This window comes from Ehrlichia japonica, from assembly GCF_000632845.1.
GTDB classification, from domain to species: Bacteria; Pseudomonadota; Alphaproteobacteria; order Rickettsiales; family Anaplasmataceae; genus Ehrlichia; species Ehrlichia japonica.
This window is the reverse complement of sequence record NZ_CP007474.1, coordinates 518,506-534,287: the sequence shown is the minus strand read 5'-3', so window position 1 is coordinate 534,287 and position 15,782 is coordinate 518,506. Positions and strand designations below refer to the sequence as shown.

General features: G+C 28.6%; 13 protein-coding genes and 1 tRNA gene. 7 read left to right on the top strand and 7 right to left on the bottom strand.

All coding sequences use genetic code 11. The features are described from left to right. Nucleotides 1-95: 95 nt before the first annotated feature. The 3 genes from EHF_RS02155 to EHF_RS02145 are packed head-to-tail and all read right to left on the bottom strand — an operon-like array spanning nucleotide 96 to nucleotide 1,803. A complete protein-coding gene (locus EHF_RS02155) occupies nucleotides 96-617 on the bottom strand; it encodes a 5-formyltetrahydrofolate cyclo-ligase (RefSeq protein ID WP_232228974.1) in 522 nt (173 codons plus the stop codon). A 4-nt stretch (nucleotides 618-621) separates the two neighbouring features. Next, complete coding sequence (locus EHF_RS02150) at nucleotides 622-1,344, bottom strand: 16S rRNA (uracil(1498)-N(3))-methyltransferase (RefSeq protein ID WP_044194670.1); 723 nt, start codon at nucleotides 1,342-1,344, stop codon at nucleotides 622-624. A gap of 15 nt (nucleotides 1,345-1,359) precedes the next feature. Beyond that, the gene (locus EHF_RS02145) at nucleotides 1,360-1,803 is read right to left on the bottom strand and encodes a peroxiredoxin (protein WP_044194665.1); all 444 of its coding nucleotides are present in this window, start codon (nucleotides 1,801-1,803) and stop codon (nucleotides 1,360-1,362) included. 145 nt (nucleotides 1,804-1,948) lie between these two features. Here EHF_RS02145 and ileS point away from each other — a divergent pair, with 145 nt between their 5' ends. Beyond that, nucleotides 1,949-5,272, top strand: coding sequence for an isoleucine--tRNA ligase (gene ileS, locus EHF_RS02140; RefSeq protein ID WP_044194663.1), 3,324 nt, complete (start codon nucleotides 1,949-1,951; stop codon nucleotides 5,270-5,272). Between the two features lie 180 nt (nucleotides 5,273-5,452). Here ileS and argS read toward each other — a convergent pair whose 3' ends face one another. After that, on the bottom strand, nucleotides 5,453-7,183 hold the full coding sequence (gene argS, locus EHF_RS02135) for an arginine--tRNA ligase (protein ID WP_044194660.1): 1,731 nt from the start codon (nucleotides 7,181-7,183) through the stop codon (nucleotides 5,453-5,455). A 371-nt stretch (nucleotides 7,184-7,554) separates the two neighbouring features. Here argS and recO point away from each other — a divergent pair, with 371 nt between their 5' ends. Continuing rightward, nucleotides 7,555-8,289 carry a DNA repair protein RecO gene (gene recO / locus EHF_RS02130; protein ID WP_044195858.1) on the top strand — a complete coding sequence of 245 codons (735 nt, stop codon included), beginning with the start codon at nucleotides 7,555-7,557 and terminating at the stop codon, nucleotides 8,287-8,289. Between the two features lie 243 nt (nucleotides 8,290-8,532). Next, entirely contained in the window at nucleotides 8,533-9,096 is a 564-nt protein-coding gene (locus tag EHF_RS02125) for a hypothetical protein (RefSeq protein WP_044194659.1), read from the top strand. Nucleotides 9,097-9,318: 222 nt separating this feature from the next. On the opposite strand, the gene EHF_RS02120 is transcribed toward EHF_RS02125, so the two are convergent. Continuing rightward, a tRNA-Pro gene (locus tag EHF_RS02120) sits at nucleotides 9,319-9,395 on the bottom strand. 148 nt (nucleotides 9,396-9,543) lie between these two features. On the opposite strand from EHF_RS02120, the gene EHF_RS02115 reads away from it, so the two are divergent. From EHF_RS02115 to EHF_RS02105, 3 genes are all read left to right on the top strand, one after another. After that, a complete protein-coding gene (locus EHF_RS02115) occupies nucleotides 9,544-10,182 on the top strand; it encodes an RlmE family RNA methyltransferase (protein WP_084475749.1) in 639 nt (212 codons plus the stop codon). Nucleotides 10,183-10,345: 163 nt separating this feature from the next. Continuing rightward, entirely contained in the window at nucleotides 10,346-11,848 is a 1,503-nt protein-coding gene (locus EHF_RS02110; RefSeq protein WP_044194656.1) for a YifB family Mg chelatase-like AAA ATPase, read from the top strand. 133 nt (nucleotides 11,849-11,981) lie between these two features. After that, nucleotides 11,982-12,356 (top strand): hypothetical protein, encoded by a 375-nt coding sequence (locus tag EHF_RS02105; RefSeq protein ID WP_052349273.1) that lies wholly within the window; start codon nucleotides 11,982-11,984, stop codon nucleotides 12,354-12,356. Between the two features lie 274 nt (nucleotides 12,357-12,630). Here the strand turns inward: EHF_RS02105 and EHF_RS02100 are convergent, their stop codons facing one another. Then, nucleotides 12,631-13,467, bottom strand: a complete 837-nt coding sequence (locus EHF_RS02100) for a YihY/virulence factor BrkB family protein (RefSeq protein WP_044194654.1) — start codon at nucleotides 13,465-13,467, stop codon at nucleotides 12,631-12,633. A gap of 160 nt (nucleotides 13,468-13,627) precedes the next feature. On the opposite strand from EHF_RS02100, the gene thiL reads away from it, so the two are divergent. After that, a complete protein-coding gene (thiL, locus tag EHF_RS02095; protein WP_044194650.1) occupies nucleotides 13,628-14,575 on the top strand; it encodes a thiamine-phosphate kinase in 948 nt (315 codons plus the stop codon). Between the two features lie 258 nt (nucleotides 14,576-14,833). Here the strand turns inward: thiL and dnaQ are convergent, their stop codons facing one another. Next, nucleotides 14,834-15,562 carry a DNA polymerase III subunit epsilon gene (gene dnaQ, locus EHF_RS02090; protein ID WP_044194648.1) on the bottom strand — a complete coding sequence of 243 codons (729 nt, stop codon included), beginning with the start codon at nucleotides 15,560-15,562 and terminating at the stop codon, nucleotides 14,834-14,836. Nucleotides 15,563-15,782: the final 220 nt, after the last annotated feature.

The following is a 15,782-nucleotide window of genomic DNA, read 5'->3' as shown; positions in this document are numbered from 1 at the left end:
AATACACGTATAAATTATAAATCAAAGCTCAATATGTTAATAACAATTTTTAGATAAATTGATATTCAATAACAAGGTCTTAAGCAGCTATAATATTACATGTGCTTATAAATTTTCTTTTCTGTAATCACTATATCTAAAATTTCATCATGACTTTCAATAGGTATTACATCACACAACTGTATATCGTACGCAACTCCTATAACTTTACAAGTCGGTCTTAACTTAGAAATGGTACTGTCATAATATCCACCTCCAAAACCCAATCTATTCAAACATTTATCAAATGCAATAAGAGGTACTATTAAGATATTTGGAATAACAGAATTAACTGTATTCCATTGATGAAATAATAATATTTTACTATTTTGATTTATTACAGGAACTGCCACGACATGCTTTTGCTGCATTAAATGATTCATTAATGGTAATACATCAATTTCACCATCTATAGGGATATATCCAGAAATTATAGATGTTTCTTCTATTATTACATTATTAATATAATTTTGTAACAAAGAATAAGACGCCTCTTTTTTACCTTGTACTTCCTTTCTTAATTTCCTATATTTTTCACGCAATTCGGTTTTCCTATCGCTAATACCTTTAATAATCATAACACTATAACATACCATAATATTCATTTACATAAGCTAGCGCACTAACAACTGCTGTATCAACTCTTAATATTGTTGTACCTAAAGATAAACCATCACAAAAACTATATGCAAAATTCAATTCATCATTTGAAAAACCACCTTCTGGCCCTATAATGACATAAATATTATTTTTGTTTTTTAGAATTTCTGATGGGTAATCACCTTTACCTGTTTCATCGCAAATTATAAAATTGTTATCACTAGTCTTCAAATTTTTTAAATCAGTAAAATTAATAGGAGAAGCAATATATGGAATATCAAGCCTTCCACATTGTTCAGCAGCTTCAATAGACCACTTTCTGCATTTATCTAAATTTATATTACTCGTTGCTATATGTTTTGTATAAATAGGCTGCATAAATGTTACTCCCATCTCTGTAGCTTGTCTAATTACATTTTGTAACACAGTGTTTTTTACAATGGAAAAACATAATGTTAAATCTTTAGTTATAATTTGCTCTCTAACCAGTTTATTTACTCTAATTTTAGTATTATTAGACAATTCAAATACTTCACCTATCCATTCTCCATCCCGACCATTAAATAGCTTTATCTTATCAAATCTTGTAGCTCGCATTACATGACATATATAGTGAGAAGCAAGATTATCCAAGGTTATAATCGAACATTTTCTAAGAGTACAAGTTACATATAATCTAATGTTTAACTTCCTTTCTTTTTGCATCACTAATTCAGTAACTTACATTATCTCCCTTATTATCTCAAGAACGTTCTCAACATGTCCAGCAACTTTTACATTCCGCCAAATTTTTCTTATTTTTCCATGTTTATCTATTAGAAATGTAGAACGGTCTATACCCATATAAGATTTTCCAAACATATTCTTTTCCACCCAAACACCATATTGCTCTGATAACTCAGAATTTTCATCAGATATCAGTTCGAATAACAGACTATGCTTCTTCTTAAAATTCTCATGAGATTTCTCATTATCCTTAGACACACCAATTATAACGGTACTTAAATCAGCAAAATCATTCATTGCTTCTTGAAAATCTTTTGCCTCTCTCGTACAACCAGGAGTATCATCTTTTGGATAAAAGTATAATACTATATTCTTATTACCTTTATAGGTATCAAGATTCTTAAAATATGGTGCATCATCTCCTATTTCCACTGTCATAAGCTCCTCAATATGAATTAATTTTTTAAAACAATGCTATGAATATTAACAAGAGTCAATAATTTTTACATATTTTAATAGAACTGTGATTGCAGCTTGAATAAATATGTGTATAGTAAAACATCTATACTAAATAATAAACACTATGACAGAATATTACTCACAATCAATAGGAGAACCCAATTTCCCATCAATAGAAGAAGATATATTAAAATTTTGGAAAGAAAATAATATTTTCAAAAAATCTGTAGATAATCGAGACGAAAACAAAAGATTTATATTTTATGATGGACCACCATTTGCAAATGGATTGCCTCATTACGGGCATTTGCTCACTGGATTTATTAAAGATACTGTAGCTCGTTATAAAACAATGGCAGGATTCAAAGTTGAGAGAAGATTTGGGTGGGATTGCCATGGATTACCCGCTGAAATGTTATCAGAAAAAGAATTAGGAATATCAGGAAAGTTAGCAATTGAAAAATTTGGTATAGAAAAATTTAACAACCATTGCCGGAACTCTGTAATGAAATTTTCAAAAGAATGGCAACAATATGTAGACAGACAAGCACGATGGGTAGATTTTGAAAATGACTACAAAACCATGGATTTACCTTTTATGGAATCAATAATGTGGTCATTCCATGAATTATGGAACAAGGGATTAATATATGAATCCATAAAAATAGTACCATATAGTTGGGCATGTCAAACACCATTATCAAACTTTGAAACTAGGATGGACAATGCATACAGACAAAAAACAAGTAAAACTGTGACCGTAGCATTCGAATTATTAGAAAATCCTAAATTTCTCATAATAGAAAATATTAAAACCTATAAAATATTAGTTTGGACTACTACTCCATGGACTTTACCTTGTAACCTTGCTTTAGCTATAAGCGAAAATATTAAATACTGTGGAGCTATTGTCAATCAAGAGATGTTTATTTTTGCTGAAGGATATTTAAAAATCTTTCAAGAGCATTGCAAAAAAAATAAAGTAGAATACCAATTATATAGCAAAAATATTTCGTATATTAATTTAGAAAATTTGCATTATAAACCTCTATTTGAATATTTCATTGACGTTGAAAATGCATTTAAAATTCTAACAGCAGACTTTGTAGTAGAAGGAGAAGGCACTGGAATAGTACATATTGCCCCAGGGTTCGGAGAAGATGACTTTATCTTGTGTCAAAAGCAAGGCATTCCAAATGTTGATAGAGGTACGTCTAATTTATTATCAATCATTTGTCCTATAGATGACGGAGCAAAGTTTACTGATAAGATTTCAGATTTTGCAAACATGCATGTATTTGATACAAATGATCAAATTATTACTATATTAAAACAAAAAAATTTTTATTTTAAGACAGATCAATATTTACATAATTACCCACACTGTTGGCGTACAGATACTCCACTAATATATAGAGCAATGTCATCTTGGTACGTTGAAGTTACAAAAATAAAAAACAGGATGCTAGAACTTAACAAAACCATAAATTGGATTCCTTATCACATACGCAGCGGACAATTTGGCAAATGGATTGAAAACGCTAAAGATTGGGCAATATCCCGTAATAGATTTTGGGGCACTCCTTTGCCAGTCTGGAAATCAGACAATCCTAATTACCCAAGAATCGATGTATATGGGTCAATAAAAAAAGTATTTGACAATGTAAGAGCACTAGAAGAAGACTTTGATATATCATGTATAAACAATTTACACCGTCCATATATCGATAATTTAGTACGCCCTAATCCAGATGATCCAACTGGAAAATCAATGATGAGACGTGTTAATGACGTATTTGATTGCTGGTTTGAATCTGGATCAATGCCTTATGCACAACTGCATTATCCATTTGAAAACAAAGAATTCTTCAAGAACTATTTACCAGCAGACTTTATTACTGAATATATAGCACAAACCAGAGGATGGTTTTACACATTATTTATATTATCCACAGCATTATTTGATAAGCCTCCATTTACAAATTGCATATGTCATGGCGTAGTATTAGATACTCAAGGACAAAAATTATCTAAAAGACTTAATAATTATGCTGATCCAATGGAACTATTTAAGCAATATGGCTCAGATGCCATGCGATTCCTAATGTTATCACATACAGTATCCTACGGTGGAGATCTATTACTAGACAAAGACGGAGTAATGGTAAGAGACGTACTCCGTAATGTGATAAAACCAATATGGAATAGTTATAATTTCTTTACTATTTATGCAAATATAGACAAAATAAAAGCAGAAATTATTATAGATCTCAATGGAGTAAATAACATTATGGATAGATACATAATATGTGAATGTATCAGTACTATACAGTCCATATTTAATGCTATGGAAGAATTAGATAAATCTTCTAATAATTTTGGATATAACATAAAATTAGCATGTAGCAACATCACTCAGTTTTTTGAAATATTAAACAATTGGTATATTAGAAGATGTAGAACCCGATTTTGGTCATCAGAAATCAATCAAGATAAAATAGATGCTTATAATACATTATATACCGTTATATATTACATAATAAAAATTTCTGCCCCATTTCTACCTATCATTACTGAGGCAATCTGGCAAAAACTAAACTTCCAAAAGGAAGAGTCTGTACATTTATCATCACTGCCAAATATGAGCAATTTCATATTGAATGATAAAGATCAACAAAATACCCAATACATGAAGCTAACAATAAGTATATGTAATTATGTGTTATCTATCAGAAATATCCATAACATTAGAGTTAGACAACCTCTTAATAAAATTGTTATATACAGTTACAATTGCCCGGATTTACTTAATTTGCCTATAGAATACCAAAATATTTTATTAGAAGAAATAAATGTAAAAAGCATATTATTCAAATCTGATATATCTGATGTAGCATCGTTTCAATTAAAGTTAAATTTCCCAGAACTTGGAAAAAGAATACCCGATAAAGTCAAATCCTTAATATCTTTACTAAAAAATAATAAGTGGGAAATACTAGAAAATAACCAATTACTTCTTGGTACAAAAGAAGCAGAACATTATATCATAAATAATAACGAATATACTTTAACTATCAAAATTCACAATGACTTTGCATGCACTATTAATTTAGATCAAAAATTACTTGGTATAGTGTTACTAGATCATGAACTTTCTGATGATTTAATAATGGAAGGTATCGCAAGAGATATAGTAAGACTAATACAACACTCTAGAAAAGATAATAAATTCAATATCTCTGATAAAATTGACGTCATCATACATACAAAAGATAATATAGTACAAGAATCTATTAAGATGTGGTCTCAATATATAATTCAACAAACTTTATCTATGTCATTGGCTACGTGCAAAGAGCTTACAGATATTCAAAACATTACAGAATACTATAAAAATACAATGAAAGACAGGGAGGTGTCTGTGTTTTTAAAAAAATCACAGATTTAAACCTATGATCACAAATTAGCTACAAACTTGTATTATCAGATATTTTAACACAACCTTATACAATAATACATTTTACTACAATTGTAATACATTGAGGTTTTTATAAAATACACTCTATTATAAATAGTAACCTTTATGTAATCAATATATCTTTAAAAAGATATATAACCCCTATCACAATCAGTGCATTTCTTTCAAGGGAAGTATAGAAAATATTTTTAAACCACTACTAATAATGTACGCAACAGATTTAGCTAAATATATTCTTGCAGATGTAAGGTTAATATCATTATCTACAATAAAACGTCGGTTTGCATTCTTATTTCCGTAACCCCACAACACATGAAATGCTTCTGCAACTTCTATTAAGTAAAAAGTTATCCTATGTGGCTCTGCGGTCTTTGCAGATATTTCAACTACGTGCGGCCATTTTGCTAATAACTTAATCAATAGCATTTCTTCTTTTGAAGATAATACAGAAAAATCTGTATCCTCTATTTCTAAAATGTTTGGAACATTGCGCATTAATGAATAAACACGGGCATGAGCATATTGTACATAAAATATTGGATTATCTTTAGATTGTTCAACAACTTTAACAAAATCAAAATCCAAAACTACATCACTCTTACGAGTCAGCATTATAAATCTGACTACATCTCTACCTACCTCTTCCACAACATCTCTTATACTTAGAAACTCACCAGATCTTTTCGACATCTTGACTTGCATACCATCATCAAGGAAATTTACAATATTATGTAACTTTATATCTATAGTAGCATTATTATTACTTAATGCCTTCACTGCAGCTTTTAATCTTTTTACATAACCAATATGATCAGATCCTAATTCTAAAATCATATGCTGAAAACCACGTGATATCTTATCAAAATGATATGCTATATCACTTGCAAAATAAGTCCAACTACCATCAACTTTCTGTAAAGCTCTATCTACATCGTCTCCAAAATCAGTAGACTTAAACAACATTTGTGTTCTAGGCTTCCAATTTTGATTCTCCATCCCTTTTGGGTGATCCAAAACCCCATAGTATATCAATTGTTTATCTTCTAAGAGTCTCACACATTTTTCTATAACATTATTTTTTAATAACTCTGCCTCCGAGGTAAACACATCATGCTTAATTCCCAATAATGCAAGGTCTTCCTTTATAAGATTCATAAGGTATTTGAGAGATACATCACGTATAATCTCCATCTTATTACTAGAGCTCATCTCTAATAAATCTGTACCATATTTTTCATATAGAAGCTGTCCTATTTTTTTTAAATACAATCCTGGATATAATCCACTACTTATCACAATATCCTGACCTGCAGCTTCTTTATATCTCAAATATACAGACTCAACCAATACATCTATTTGCGTACCAGCATCATTAATATAATATTCTCTAACAACTTGATATCCTACCTTTTCCAATAAATTTGCTAATACATCACCAAATATAGCACCACGAGCATGTCCAACATGCATCGGGCCAGTAGGATTAGCAGAAACAAATTCTACATTAACTTTCTGTCCGTTTCCTATATTAACATTAGCAAAATCCTCTTTTAACATGTTAATAGAAACTATAATTTCATACCAAATACAAAAAGAAATATTAAAATTAATAAAACCTGGCTTTACAATACTGATATTAGATATTTCCTTAATATTAGAAAATTCACACAGCAAAATTTCTGCTATATCTAGTGGATTTTTTTTTACATGATTACCTAAAATTAAAGCTGCATTGGTATATAAATCTCCATGATCATGATTATTAGGATAATCGACTATTAACTTACTTAATAGAATATCATCTATTACTATTAATTTCTTATCGTTTAATATATGCAATTTTTCTATTATACAATTTCTAATGGTATTAATTAAGTTCATTTATAGTAATCTCTCATAATTTTCATTGTATTATACAGTTTTCCATCAATATTGAAAAGAAGCCAATACAATATTTATTAATTTATAATGTTTATAATTAAATACCTATCAAATAATTTATTAATAATATAAAAAAATGATTTACTACAAATATTAGTAATAATAGACAAATTATTTTATATTTTTATACTAATTGAGATATAATTTATAAAACCAGCTCAATATCAACATTAAATCTTAATTACACACACAATATTTAGCAGCAATCAAGTAAAACAATTACTGCCTAATACACAAGCAACATATATATATTTTCCAATTTTATTTTCATTGTATGATAGTATATCAGCTACTATAAAATGAGTTTTAGTGTGAGGTGGCAAGACCAAGGAATAGTAATTGCAATAAGAAAATATGGTGATGATCAAATCATAATTTCCATATTCACTCAAAAACATGGCTTAAAAAAAGGATTAGCAAAGTACCTAAAAAAAACAACTCACAGATTACAAATAGGAGATTACGTCAACGTAACATGGAGCTCAAGATTAATAAGTAATCTAGGCTATTTTAAATATGAATTAATTAAATCCACTTTATACCACTATATACAGGATAATCTCAAAACAATGTGTATAGCTTTTTTGACTTTTACACTAGATCAAGTATTACCAGAGAATGAAGAAAATTATGCCATTTATAATTGTTTAGATATTTTTATCAATTCAATACAAATTAAGGATATTAACTGGCAGACAAAATATCTTAGATTAGAATTAACTCTACTATCAGAACTAGGATTCGGATTAGATCTATCACGATGTACTGTAAATAATACAAATGAGAATTTAACTTTTATTTCTCCAAAAACTGGAAAAGCAATATCGAAAATTGTTGGATTACCGTATAAAAAAAATCTATTACCCTTACCACGATTATTACATGACGTGTATAATAACTGTGCATACAAATTCTCTAAAACAGAGTTCAAATCAAGCTTAAATGTATTAGGATATTTTTTTAAAAAACACTTTCTTATAAAACAAAACACAATTTTAATAAAATATAGAGAAGAAATAATAAAACTTATAGATTTACAAGATTAAACAATGTCTTTGATTTTTATCAACTAATCCAAAATATTCATTTATTGATTGTTACGAACAATAACTCACCAATACCTTATATATATTACATAAGATATTAATCCTACAGTAAAATTTCATTTTTTACATATTAATAAATAACAATCACCTAGTTTCATTAAATTCAAGCAATACATATTTAAAAATATATTTACAATTATACAATATAATATAGATTATCATATTTTATACAGTAATTAATTTATGGAAGGAAATGAAGGCGGTGGAATAAATGTATCCGCACTACAGTCTTACCTACATCAACAACATGCCAGTAGTGGCCATGGAGAAGAAGAAGAAAATGCACTTTCTATTTTTGTATTTCTTGCTTGGTTTTACAAAAATGTACCATGTTTCCTCGATAGCACCACTGGGAATATAATTGTTTCAGTTACATGCTTAGGAGCACAATTACCAACTACAGTAGCATTTGGATCTGAAATGAGAAAAAATATCTTTGGATTACCAAAACTGCTACCAGAACCACAACCAGAAGGTGCTTCTGGCGAAGGTGGCGGGGGTGAAGCTGCAACAGCTGCCAGTGGAGAAAATGATGGAGACGGCATACACGCTACACATCATGATAACCCATATGATCATGATGACTATCCTCATGCTAACCAAGAAGTTGCTGATGCTGCAGGTCATGGACTAGATAATGTAGATCATAATCCACTACAACAAGAACCTGAATATCATCACGATCGTTCTCCTAGTCCTAGTCCTACTACATCTCAACAAAGTCAGTATGATCATAATTTTCATTGATCTCAAAGAGAATAATGCCATAATATGTATAATTTATCTTATCTAAATATAGTTTATGATCTAGTAGTGATATTATGTAATTTCCTAAAGATTATGCCATTATAAGCAGGTAACTTCATTACAGCATATATATAATGCTACCATATAATCAAAGCACAAACTAGAAGCTCTTCAGAATGTATAAAATGATTTAAGTTTTACGATTAAAGCATAACATACTAATGGTCGGAGCGGAGAGATTTGAACTCTCGACCACTTGGTCCCAAACCAAGTACGCTACCAGGCTGCGCCACGCTCCGTAAAGGATCACACGTAATCGTATCAAAAATATAAATTATATCAATAAAATAATTCTTGTCATTAAACAAAAATAATTTATCATATTACTTTAATATAATAAATGTAAATTATATATCTACTATTGTAAAAACTGCTAAAGGACGTAAGATTTCCTCTACACGGTGGTTGCATAGACAACTAAATGATCCTTATGTTTCACTAGCAAAAAAGCATGGTTACAGGTCTAGATCTGCATTTAAGTTGATAGAAATAGACAATAAGTTTTCTATATTTAAAAAAGGACAATACGTATTAGACCTCGGGTCATCTCCTGGTGGGTGGTCACAGGTTGCAGTTCAGAAGGTATTACATAGTAATAATAATTCAGTATTTGCCGTTGACATCCAAGACATGGATAGGATTTCTAATGTGATATTCATTCAGTGTGATATTATTAATGATATAGAGCTCTTAAATACTAAATTTCATGATAAAAAATTCGATGTAATATTGTCTGATATGGCACCAAAGGCCTGTGGAAATAAACAAGTTGATCATGCTAATATCATTAATTTATGTGAAATATCTCTTGACATTACTATAAAATTTGCACGTGAAAATGGGGTATTTATTACTAAAATCTTACAAGGAGAATATGAAAAAGAATTCTACCAATCAATGAAAGCTCATTTTAAATATGTAAAGTACTTTAAGCCAAAAGCAAGCAGAAAAGATTCATCAGAAATATATCTAGTAGGATTAGGATTTATAAAACATTCACAATATATTCAAACAGAGAAAATATAATTAACATTACATAAATCAACAAGCTGTAATACTTCAAAAAATATATTTTACTACAAATATAAAAAACTACTTTACATAAATAATAATAAGTAAGATATTTTATAAAATTTATAAAAAAATTAATAAATTTTTTATTTATAGTAATATATTAGTTAAATATCCTATGATAGCACGAGTTCAGACTATAGCATTTTGCGGAATAAACACAATAAATGTTGATGTACAAATACACGTTGCAAGAGGTATACCTGCATTTAATATTGTTGGATTACCAGATAAGACAATTGCTGAATCTCGTGAGCGTATTAGAGCTGCTTTAAACTCAATCAATATATCATTACCAACACAAAGAATCACCATAAACTTATCTCCTGCAGATTTGTTTAAAGAAGGAAGTCATTATGATTTACCTATTGCTATAGGACTATTAATGATTATCGGAACAATACCAAAAATTAATGATTTACCATATATTGTACTAGGAGAGTTATCGTTAGATGGTTCAATCATTTCAGTTTCAGGAGTATTACCAGCTGCTATAAGTGCCCAGAAGCAAAAAATTGGTATAATATGTCCACATAATAACGGAGCAGAAGCATCATTAATTAGAGATACTTTAATATTATCTCCTAAGCATCTTATATCATTGATTAACTATTTTAATAAAAATGAACCTATACCTGTTTCAAACGATAAATTATCTATAGAAAATCCAAAATATTTAGATATGAAAGATATCAAAGGACAATTTGTAGCAAAAAGAGCTTTAGAAATTGCTGCAGCTGGAGGTCATAACATATTAATGGTAGGTCCTCCAGGTACTGGGAAATCAATGTTAGCACAAAGATTGCCTGGAATATTACCAGATTTAACTTATGATGAAATAATAGAAATAAATAGCATAACAAGTATTATAAAAAAATCTAATAAATCAATATCAGTAATGCGCCCTTTCCGGGATCCTCATAGTTCATTATCCATAGCAGCCATGGTAGGAGGTGGAAAAAATGCAAAACCAGGAGAAATTACACTAGCACACCAAGGCATATTATTCTTAGATGAGCTACCAGAATTTTCAAGATCAGTACTAGATTCTTTAAGACAACCATTAGAAAATAAAGAGATCCTTATATCTAGAGCAAACATTCATATAAAATACCCAGCAAATTTTCAACTAATCACAGCAATGAATCCCTGTAGATGCGGTTATTTTGGTGATCCATCAAAATCTTGTTCTAAAGCTCCTAAATGTGCTATTGAATATCAAAGCAAAATTTCTGGTCCATTAAATGATAGAATCGATATACACATAGAAGTACCATATATAAATATGCTATCACACAACAATTATAGAAAAATAGAAAGCTCAAAAACAATAAAAGAACGTGTTATTCTTGCAAAAAAATTACAAAAAAATCGTCATGGGAAATTTTTCAATAATATAACGATATCAGAAGATACAATAACAAAATTTTTCACTCCAGATAAATCTGGTATACAACTCCTCAAATCTGTATTACAAGAGAAAAATACCTCTGCCAGGGAATACACAAAAATTCTCAAAGTTGCTAGGACTATCGCTGATTTATCTCTACAAGATCTTATATCATATGATCATATTGCAGAATCTTTATCTTACACTCAACAAAAACACATAAAAAGATAAATTTATTATCAAATAATACTAAATATATATATATATATATTAATATACTCAATAAAAATTAATAATATTTCTTGATTAAAATTAAATATTTATTTAATATTAAATAAATATTTAATTTTTTAAGGCAATAATTATGATACACAGTGGTAATCAAAAACATTCTATGAATAATACACTACTTACTACAGGAGCTATATTGTCTACTACAGTAGCACTGGTTTCTGCACTTACTACAATATATTCTGGAATAAATCTTGCGTTAGATCTAGACATACCTGGTATTCCTAAAACATCAGTGAATATTTTCTTTGCATCATTTGTTACTTTTATGGCAAGTACACTATTACTCATAGGCGCCTCAATAACAGGTAAATACTTTGAAGTACTACAGAACAAAGATGTATCTCAAAAACATAATAGTGATAATGATACTGTCTTACCAAACGCATCATTATTAACAACAAAATCACCAGAGCAAGCAGAACAAACAGGCATCCAAGAAAAATAGGGAACGCAAAATATCATTACAGTAGAGATGATCCAGAGTAGAAATATCGTCAAAGTGTTACTTAATGGTATTCATTAAAGTAAGATAAGGTAGAGTTAATAGTTAACAAGGTGGATATTACATGTGTATTCTTACATTCATACGAGTTGAGTATTACGTACCCTGTCTACTAATTCATGGAATATCTTCCATCTCTATTTTCGAGTACGGGATTATATGAGTTATGTATAATTCCGTACAAACTTTTTAGTAAAGTAAATATGCAGTTTAAGTATTATATGAACGTGTTTTTTAGCCTATAGTTTAATTCCGCTCCATATATAAAAAATATACTCAAAATATAGAAAAATAGTAACGATGCAATAATGCTAGCTAAGCTACCGTATATTATGTTTAATTGATGGAAGGTTTTTATATACCAAGTAAAAACAAACGATGAACATGTCCATAACAAAGTCACTAATATTGCACCTGGAATTACATTTATCAAATTCTGTTTAATATTTGGCACAATAAAATACAATAAAGTAATAGATATAAACAATACTAACTCACTGATAGCATATTTTAAATATCCCAAATCTTTATCCAATATGCCATAAATAACAGGAAGAAAAATTATACATACCATAGCAATAATTATCGTTACAGTAATCACAAGAAATTGAAAAATACTTAATAATCTACGAAAAATATAAGAAGGAGGATTAGAAACCCTATATGCTTTATTCAATATAGTCCTTATTCCTTCTACAGCAGATGAAGCAGTCCATATTGTTCCTATAACTGCCAATGTTAATAAGCTATGAGGAGGTCCTGAAATTATTTCTTGAATCCGTGGCATAAGCCCTGAAATAACTTCATTAGGGATATTATCGTTTATCAATACAATCAACTTATCATTAATACTAATATCGTATTGATTTAGTAACTGAGCTACATTTGATATTAATGCCATAAAAAAAACTAAGAAAGGAAAGATTGATAATAAGATAATAAATGATAAATAGCCTGCATGTTCTATACCATCATGCTTTATCATATCAAACATTGCATGGTATATACATTTAAATATACACTTAAAAGGATTTTTTACTTTTTTTCTTAACATATTTTCATTGCCTTTAAACAAATAATTATTAAAAATTAAAACAATAGAATTTTATCTACTTAAAATCTTAAAAGTACTAAACCTTAATACTACAAATATGTTATAACAAATAATACATTTTATTATAAAAAAGCATACACTACATATTTAAGAGAATACTATGAAAGAATTTGAGTACATTAGAAATTATATATATAAACTAGATCATGATTCATTAATAGGAGATGATGCTGCGATTATCAACTGTAAAGAAAAAAAATTACTAATAACAAAAGACATACTTATAGAAGATGTGCATTTTTTTAAGCAGTACAACCCAAATATATTAGCAAAAAAAGCTCTTAGATCAAATTTATCAGATATTGCAGCTATGGGAGCTACACCTTACGGCTATTGCTTAGGATTAGTATTACCTAATAATATTTCTGAAGATTGGTGGGAAAACTTTACTGACAGCCTAAAAGAAGAACATGAAAAATTTAACATAAAATTATTAGGAGGTGATACAACATCTCACAAACAAGATAAAATTATAATTAGCATTACAGCATTTGGCACAAGTAATGGCAATGTATTAAAAAGATCCGGAGCAAAAATTGGAGATTCTATTTATGTTAGTGGAAATATTGGAGATGCAGCACTTGGATTACTTATATACCAAAACATTATCAAAAAAAATTACTGTAATTTAAAAAATAAATATGACCTACCACAACCGAGAATTAATTTAGGAATCAGTATTAACAAAATTGCATCTTCATGTATAGATATTTCTGATGGACTAATACAAGACATTGAACACATTTGCAACTCATCTCAAGTAGGAGCATCAATATATTTAGACAAAATACCATTATCAAATGAAGCTAAAGAAATCATAGATAACACACCTCAATATATAAATAACATTTTATCTGGAGGAGATGATTATGAATTGATATTTACAATAAATCCTAAATTCTCTCACTTAATACAGGAGATATCTCGCAAAAATGAAGTAAAAATAAGCAAAATAGGGAAAATAACACCAGGACATTACGTAACACTTTATGATCACAATAGAAACATTATTACCCTAAATAATAAAGGATTTAATCATTTTACATAAACAAAACGTATATACTTATTTTTTTCCAAAAATACTTAACCTTTTCAACAATATAAGTTGATGTAAACCAAAATACTTCATTTTTTATATTAAACAATATTTACAATACATATCAAAATGACTTAGTAACTTGACTCACAATCCTTCAATAAAACAATATCTATTTTCCTTAAAAAACTTTTGTAATTCATATTTCTGATTCATGCAAAATTTTTTAAATTTCCTAAAATAGACTTTTATAAAATGTAAAAACAATACTTAATGACATGACTTAGTTTCTGTATAAAATACATTATTCCAAATAGGATTTTTTATTTTTTTCAATAGCACTTTATGCTTTTCTATCTCTTCTCCACTTATTTTATAAATTCGTGGTTTAATATAAAGATTCTCACATCCATTATTCAGATTATTAGCATTTGATATGTTATTATTACAAGCAAAATCTAGAGATCTTTGTAAACCTCCCATCAATTGCACATATACTTTCCCTAGTAGAGTTGCATCCAATAATGCACCATGAAATTTCCTGTCTTGTAGAGAAATATTAAACCTACGACACAAGGCATCTAAAGTAGACGAAACTCCAGGAAATTTTTTTCTGGCTAAAATCAGTGTATCAACAACTTGAAATTCAGAGTCATAATTTTTCTGAACTTTATCAAGTTCCATCTTGATAAATTTAATATCAAAACCAGCATTATGAATAACTAATACACTATTATCAATAAATTCTAAAAACTCATCTGCTATTTCTGAGAATCTAGGTTTATCCTTTAACATATCAATAGTAATACCATGAATTTTTGTTGCATAATAAGGGATATCACGTTCAGGATTAATATACTTATGAAATATCTTACCAGTAAATACACGATCTACTAATTCTACACACCCTATTTCTATTATTCTATCTCCCCCATCTGAATCTAATCCTGTTGTTTCAGTATCTAATACTACTTCCCTAACCCCTTTATAATATGACATGTATTTTCTACTATCCTTGATACATTAAAAAACACTTTCGTATACACAATATACACATATAAAAAACATCAATAATATCAATTAATAACATGCATATAAATAATTAAATTAAAAATACACTCAAAGATAATACTAACTATAAACAAAATAAATTCATATTCTAATAAAAAAGACAGTAGTATGTATTTAATCAGGTAATAATTTAATGCATACTACATAC

Coding starts and splice junctions, on each gene's coding strand:
- EHF_RS02110 (WP_044194656.1), top strand. CDS start 10,346: ATGATAGCACGAGTTCAGACTATAGCATTTTGCGGAATAAACACAATA.
- EHF_RS02100 (WP_044194654.1), bottom strand. CDS start 13,467: ATGTTAAGAAAAAAAGTAAAAAATCCTTTTAAGTGTATATTTAAATGT.
- EHF_RS02150 (WP_044194670.1), bottom strand. CDS start 1,344: ATGCAAAAAGAAAGGAAGTTAAACATTAGATTATATGTAACTTGTACT.
- thiL (WP_044194650.1), top strand. CDS start 13,628: ATGAAAGAATTTGAGTACATTAGAAATTATATATATAAACTAGATCAT.
- EHF_RS02145 (WP_044194665.1), bottom strand. CDS start 1,803: ATGACAGTGGAAATAGGAGATGATGCACCATATTTTAAGAATCTTGAT.
- EHF_RS02155 (WP_232228974.1), bottom strand. CDS start 617: ATGATTATTAAAGGTATTAGCGATAGGAAAACCGAATTGCGTGAAAAA.
- argS (WP_044194660.1), bottom strand. CDS start 7,183: ATGAACTTAATTAATACCATTAGAAATTGTATAATAGAAAAATTGCAT.
- EHF_RS02105 (WP_052349273.1), top strand. CDS start 11,982: ATGATACACAGTGGTAATCAAAAACATTCTATGAATAATACACTACTT.
- dnaQ (WP_044194648.1), bottom strand. CDS start 15,562: ATGTCATATTATAAAGGGGTTAGGGAAGTAGTATTAGATACTGAAACA.
- ileS (WP_044194663.1), top strand. CDS start 1,949: ATGACAGAATATTACTCACAATCAATAGGAGAACCCAATTTCCCATCA.
- EHF_RS02125 (WP_044194659.1), top strand. CDS start 8,533: ATGGAAGGAAATGAAGGCGGTGGAATAAATGTATCCGCACTACAGTCT.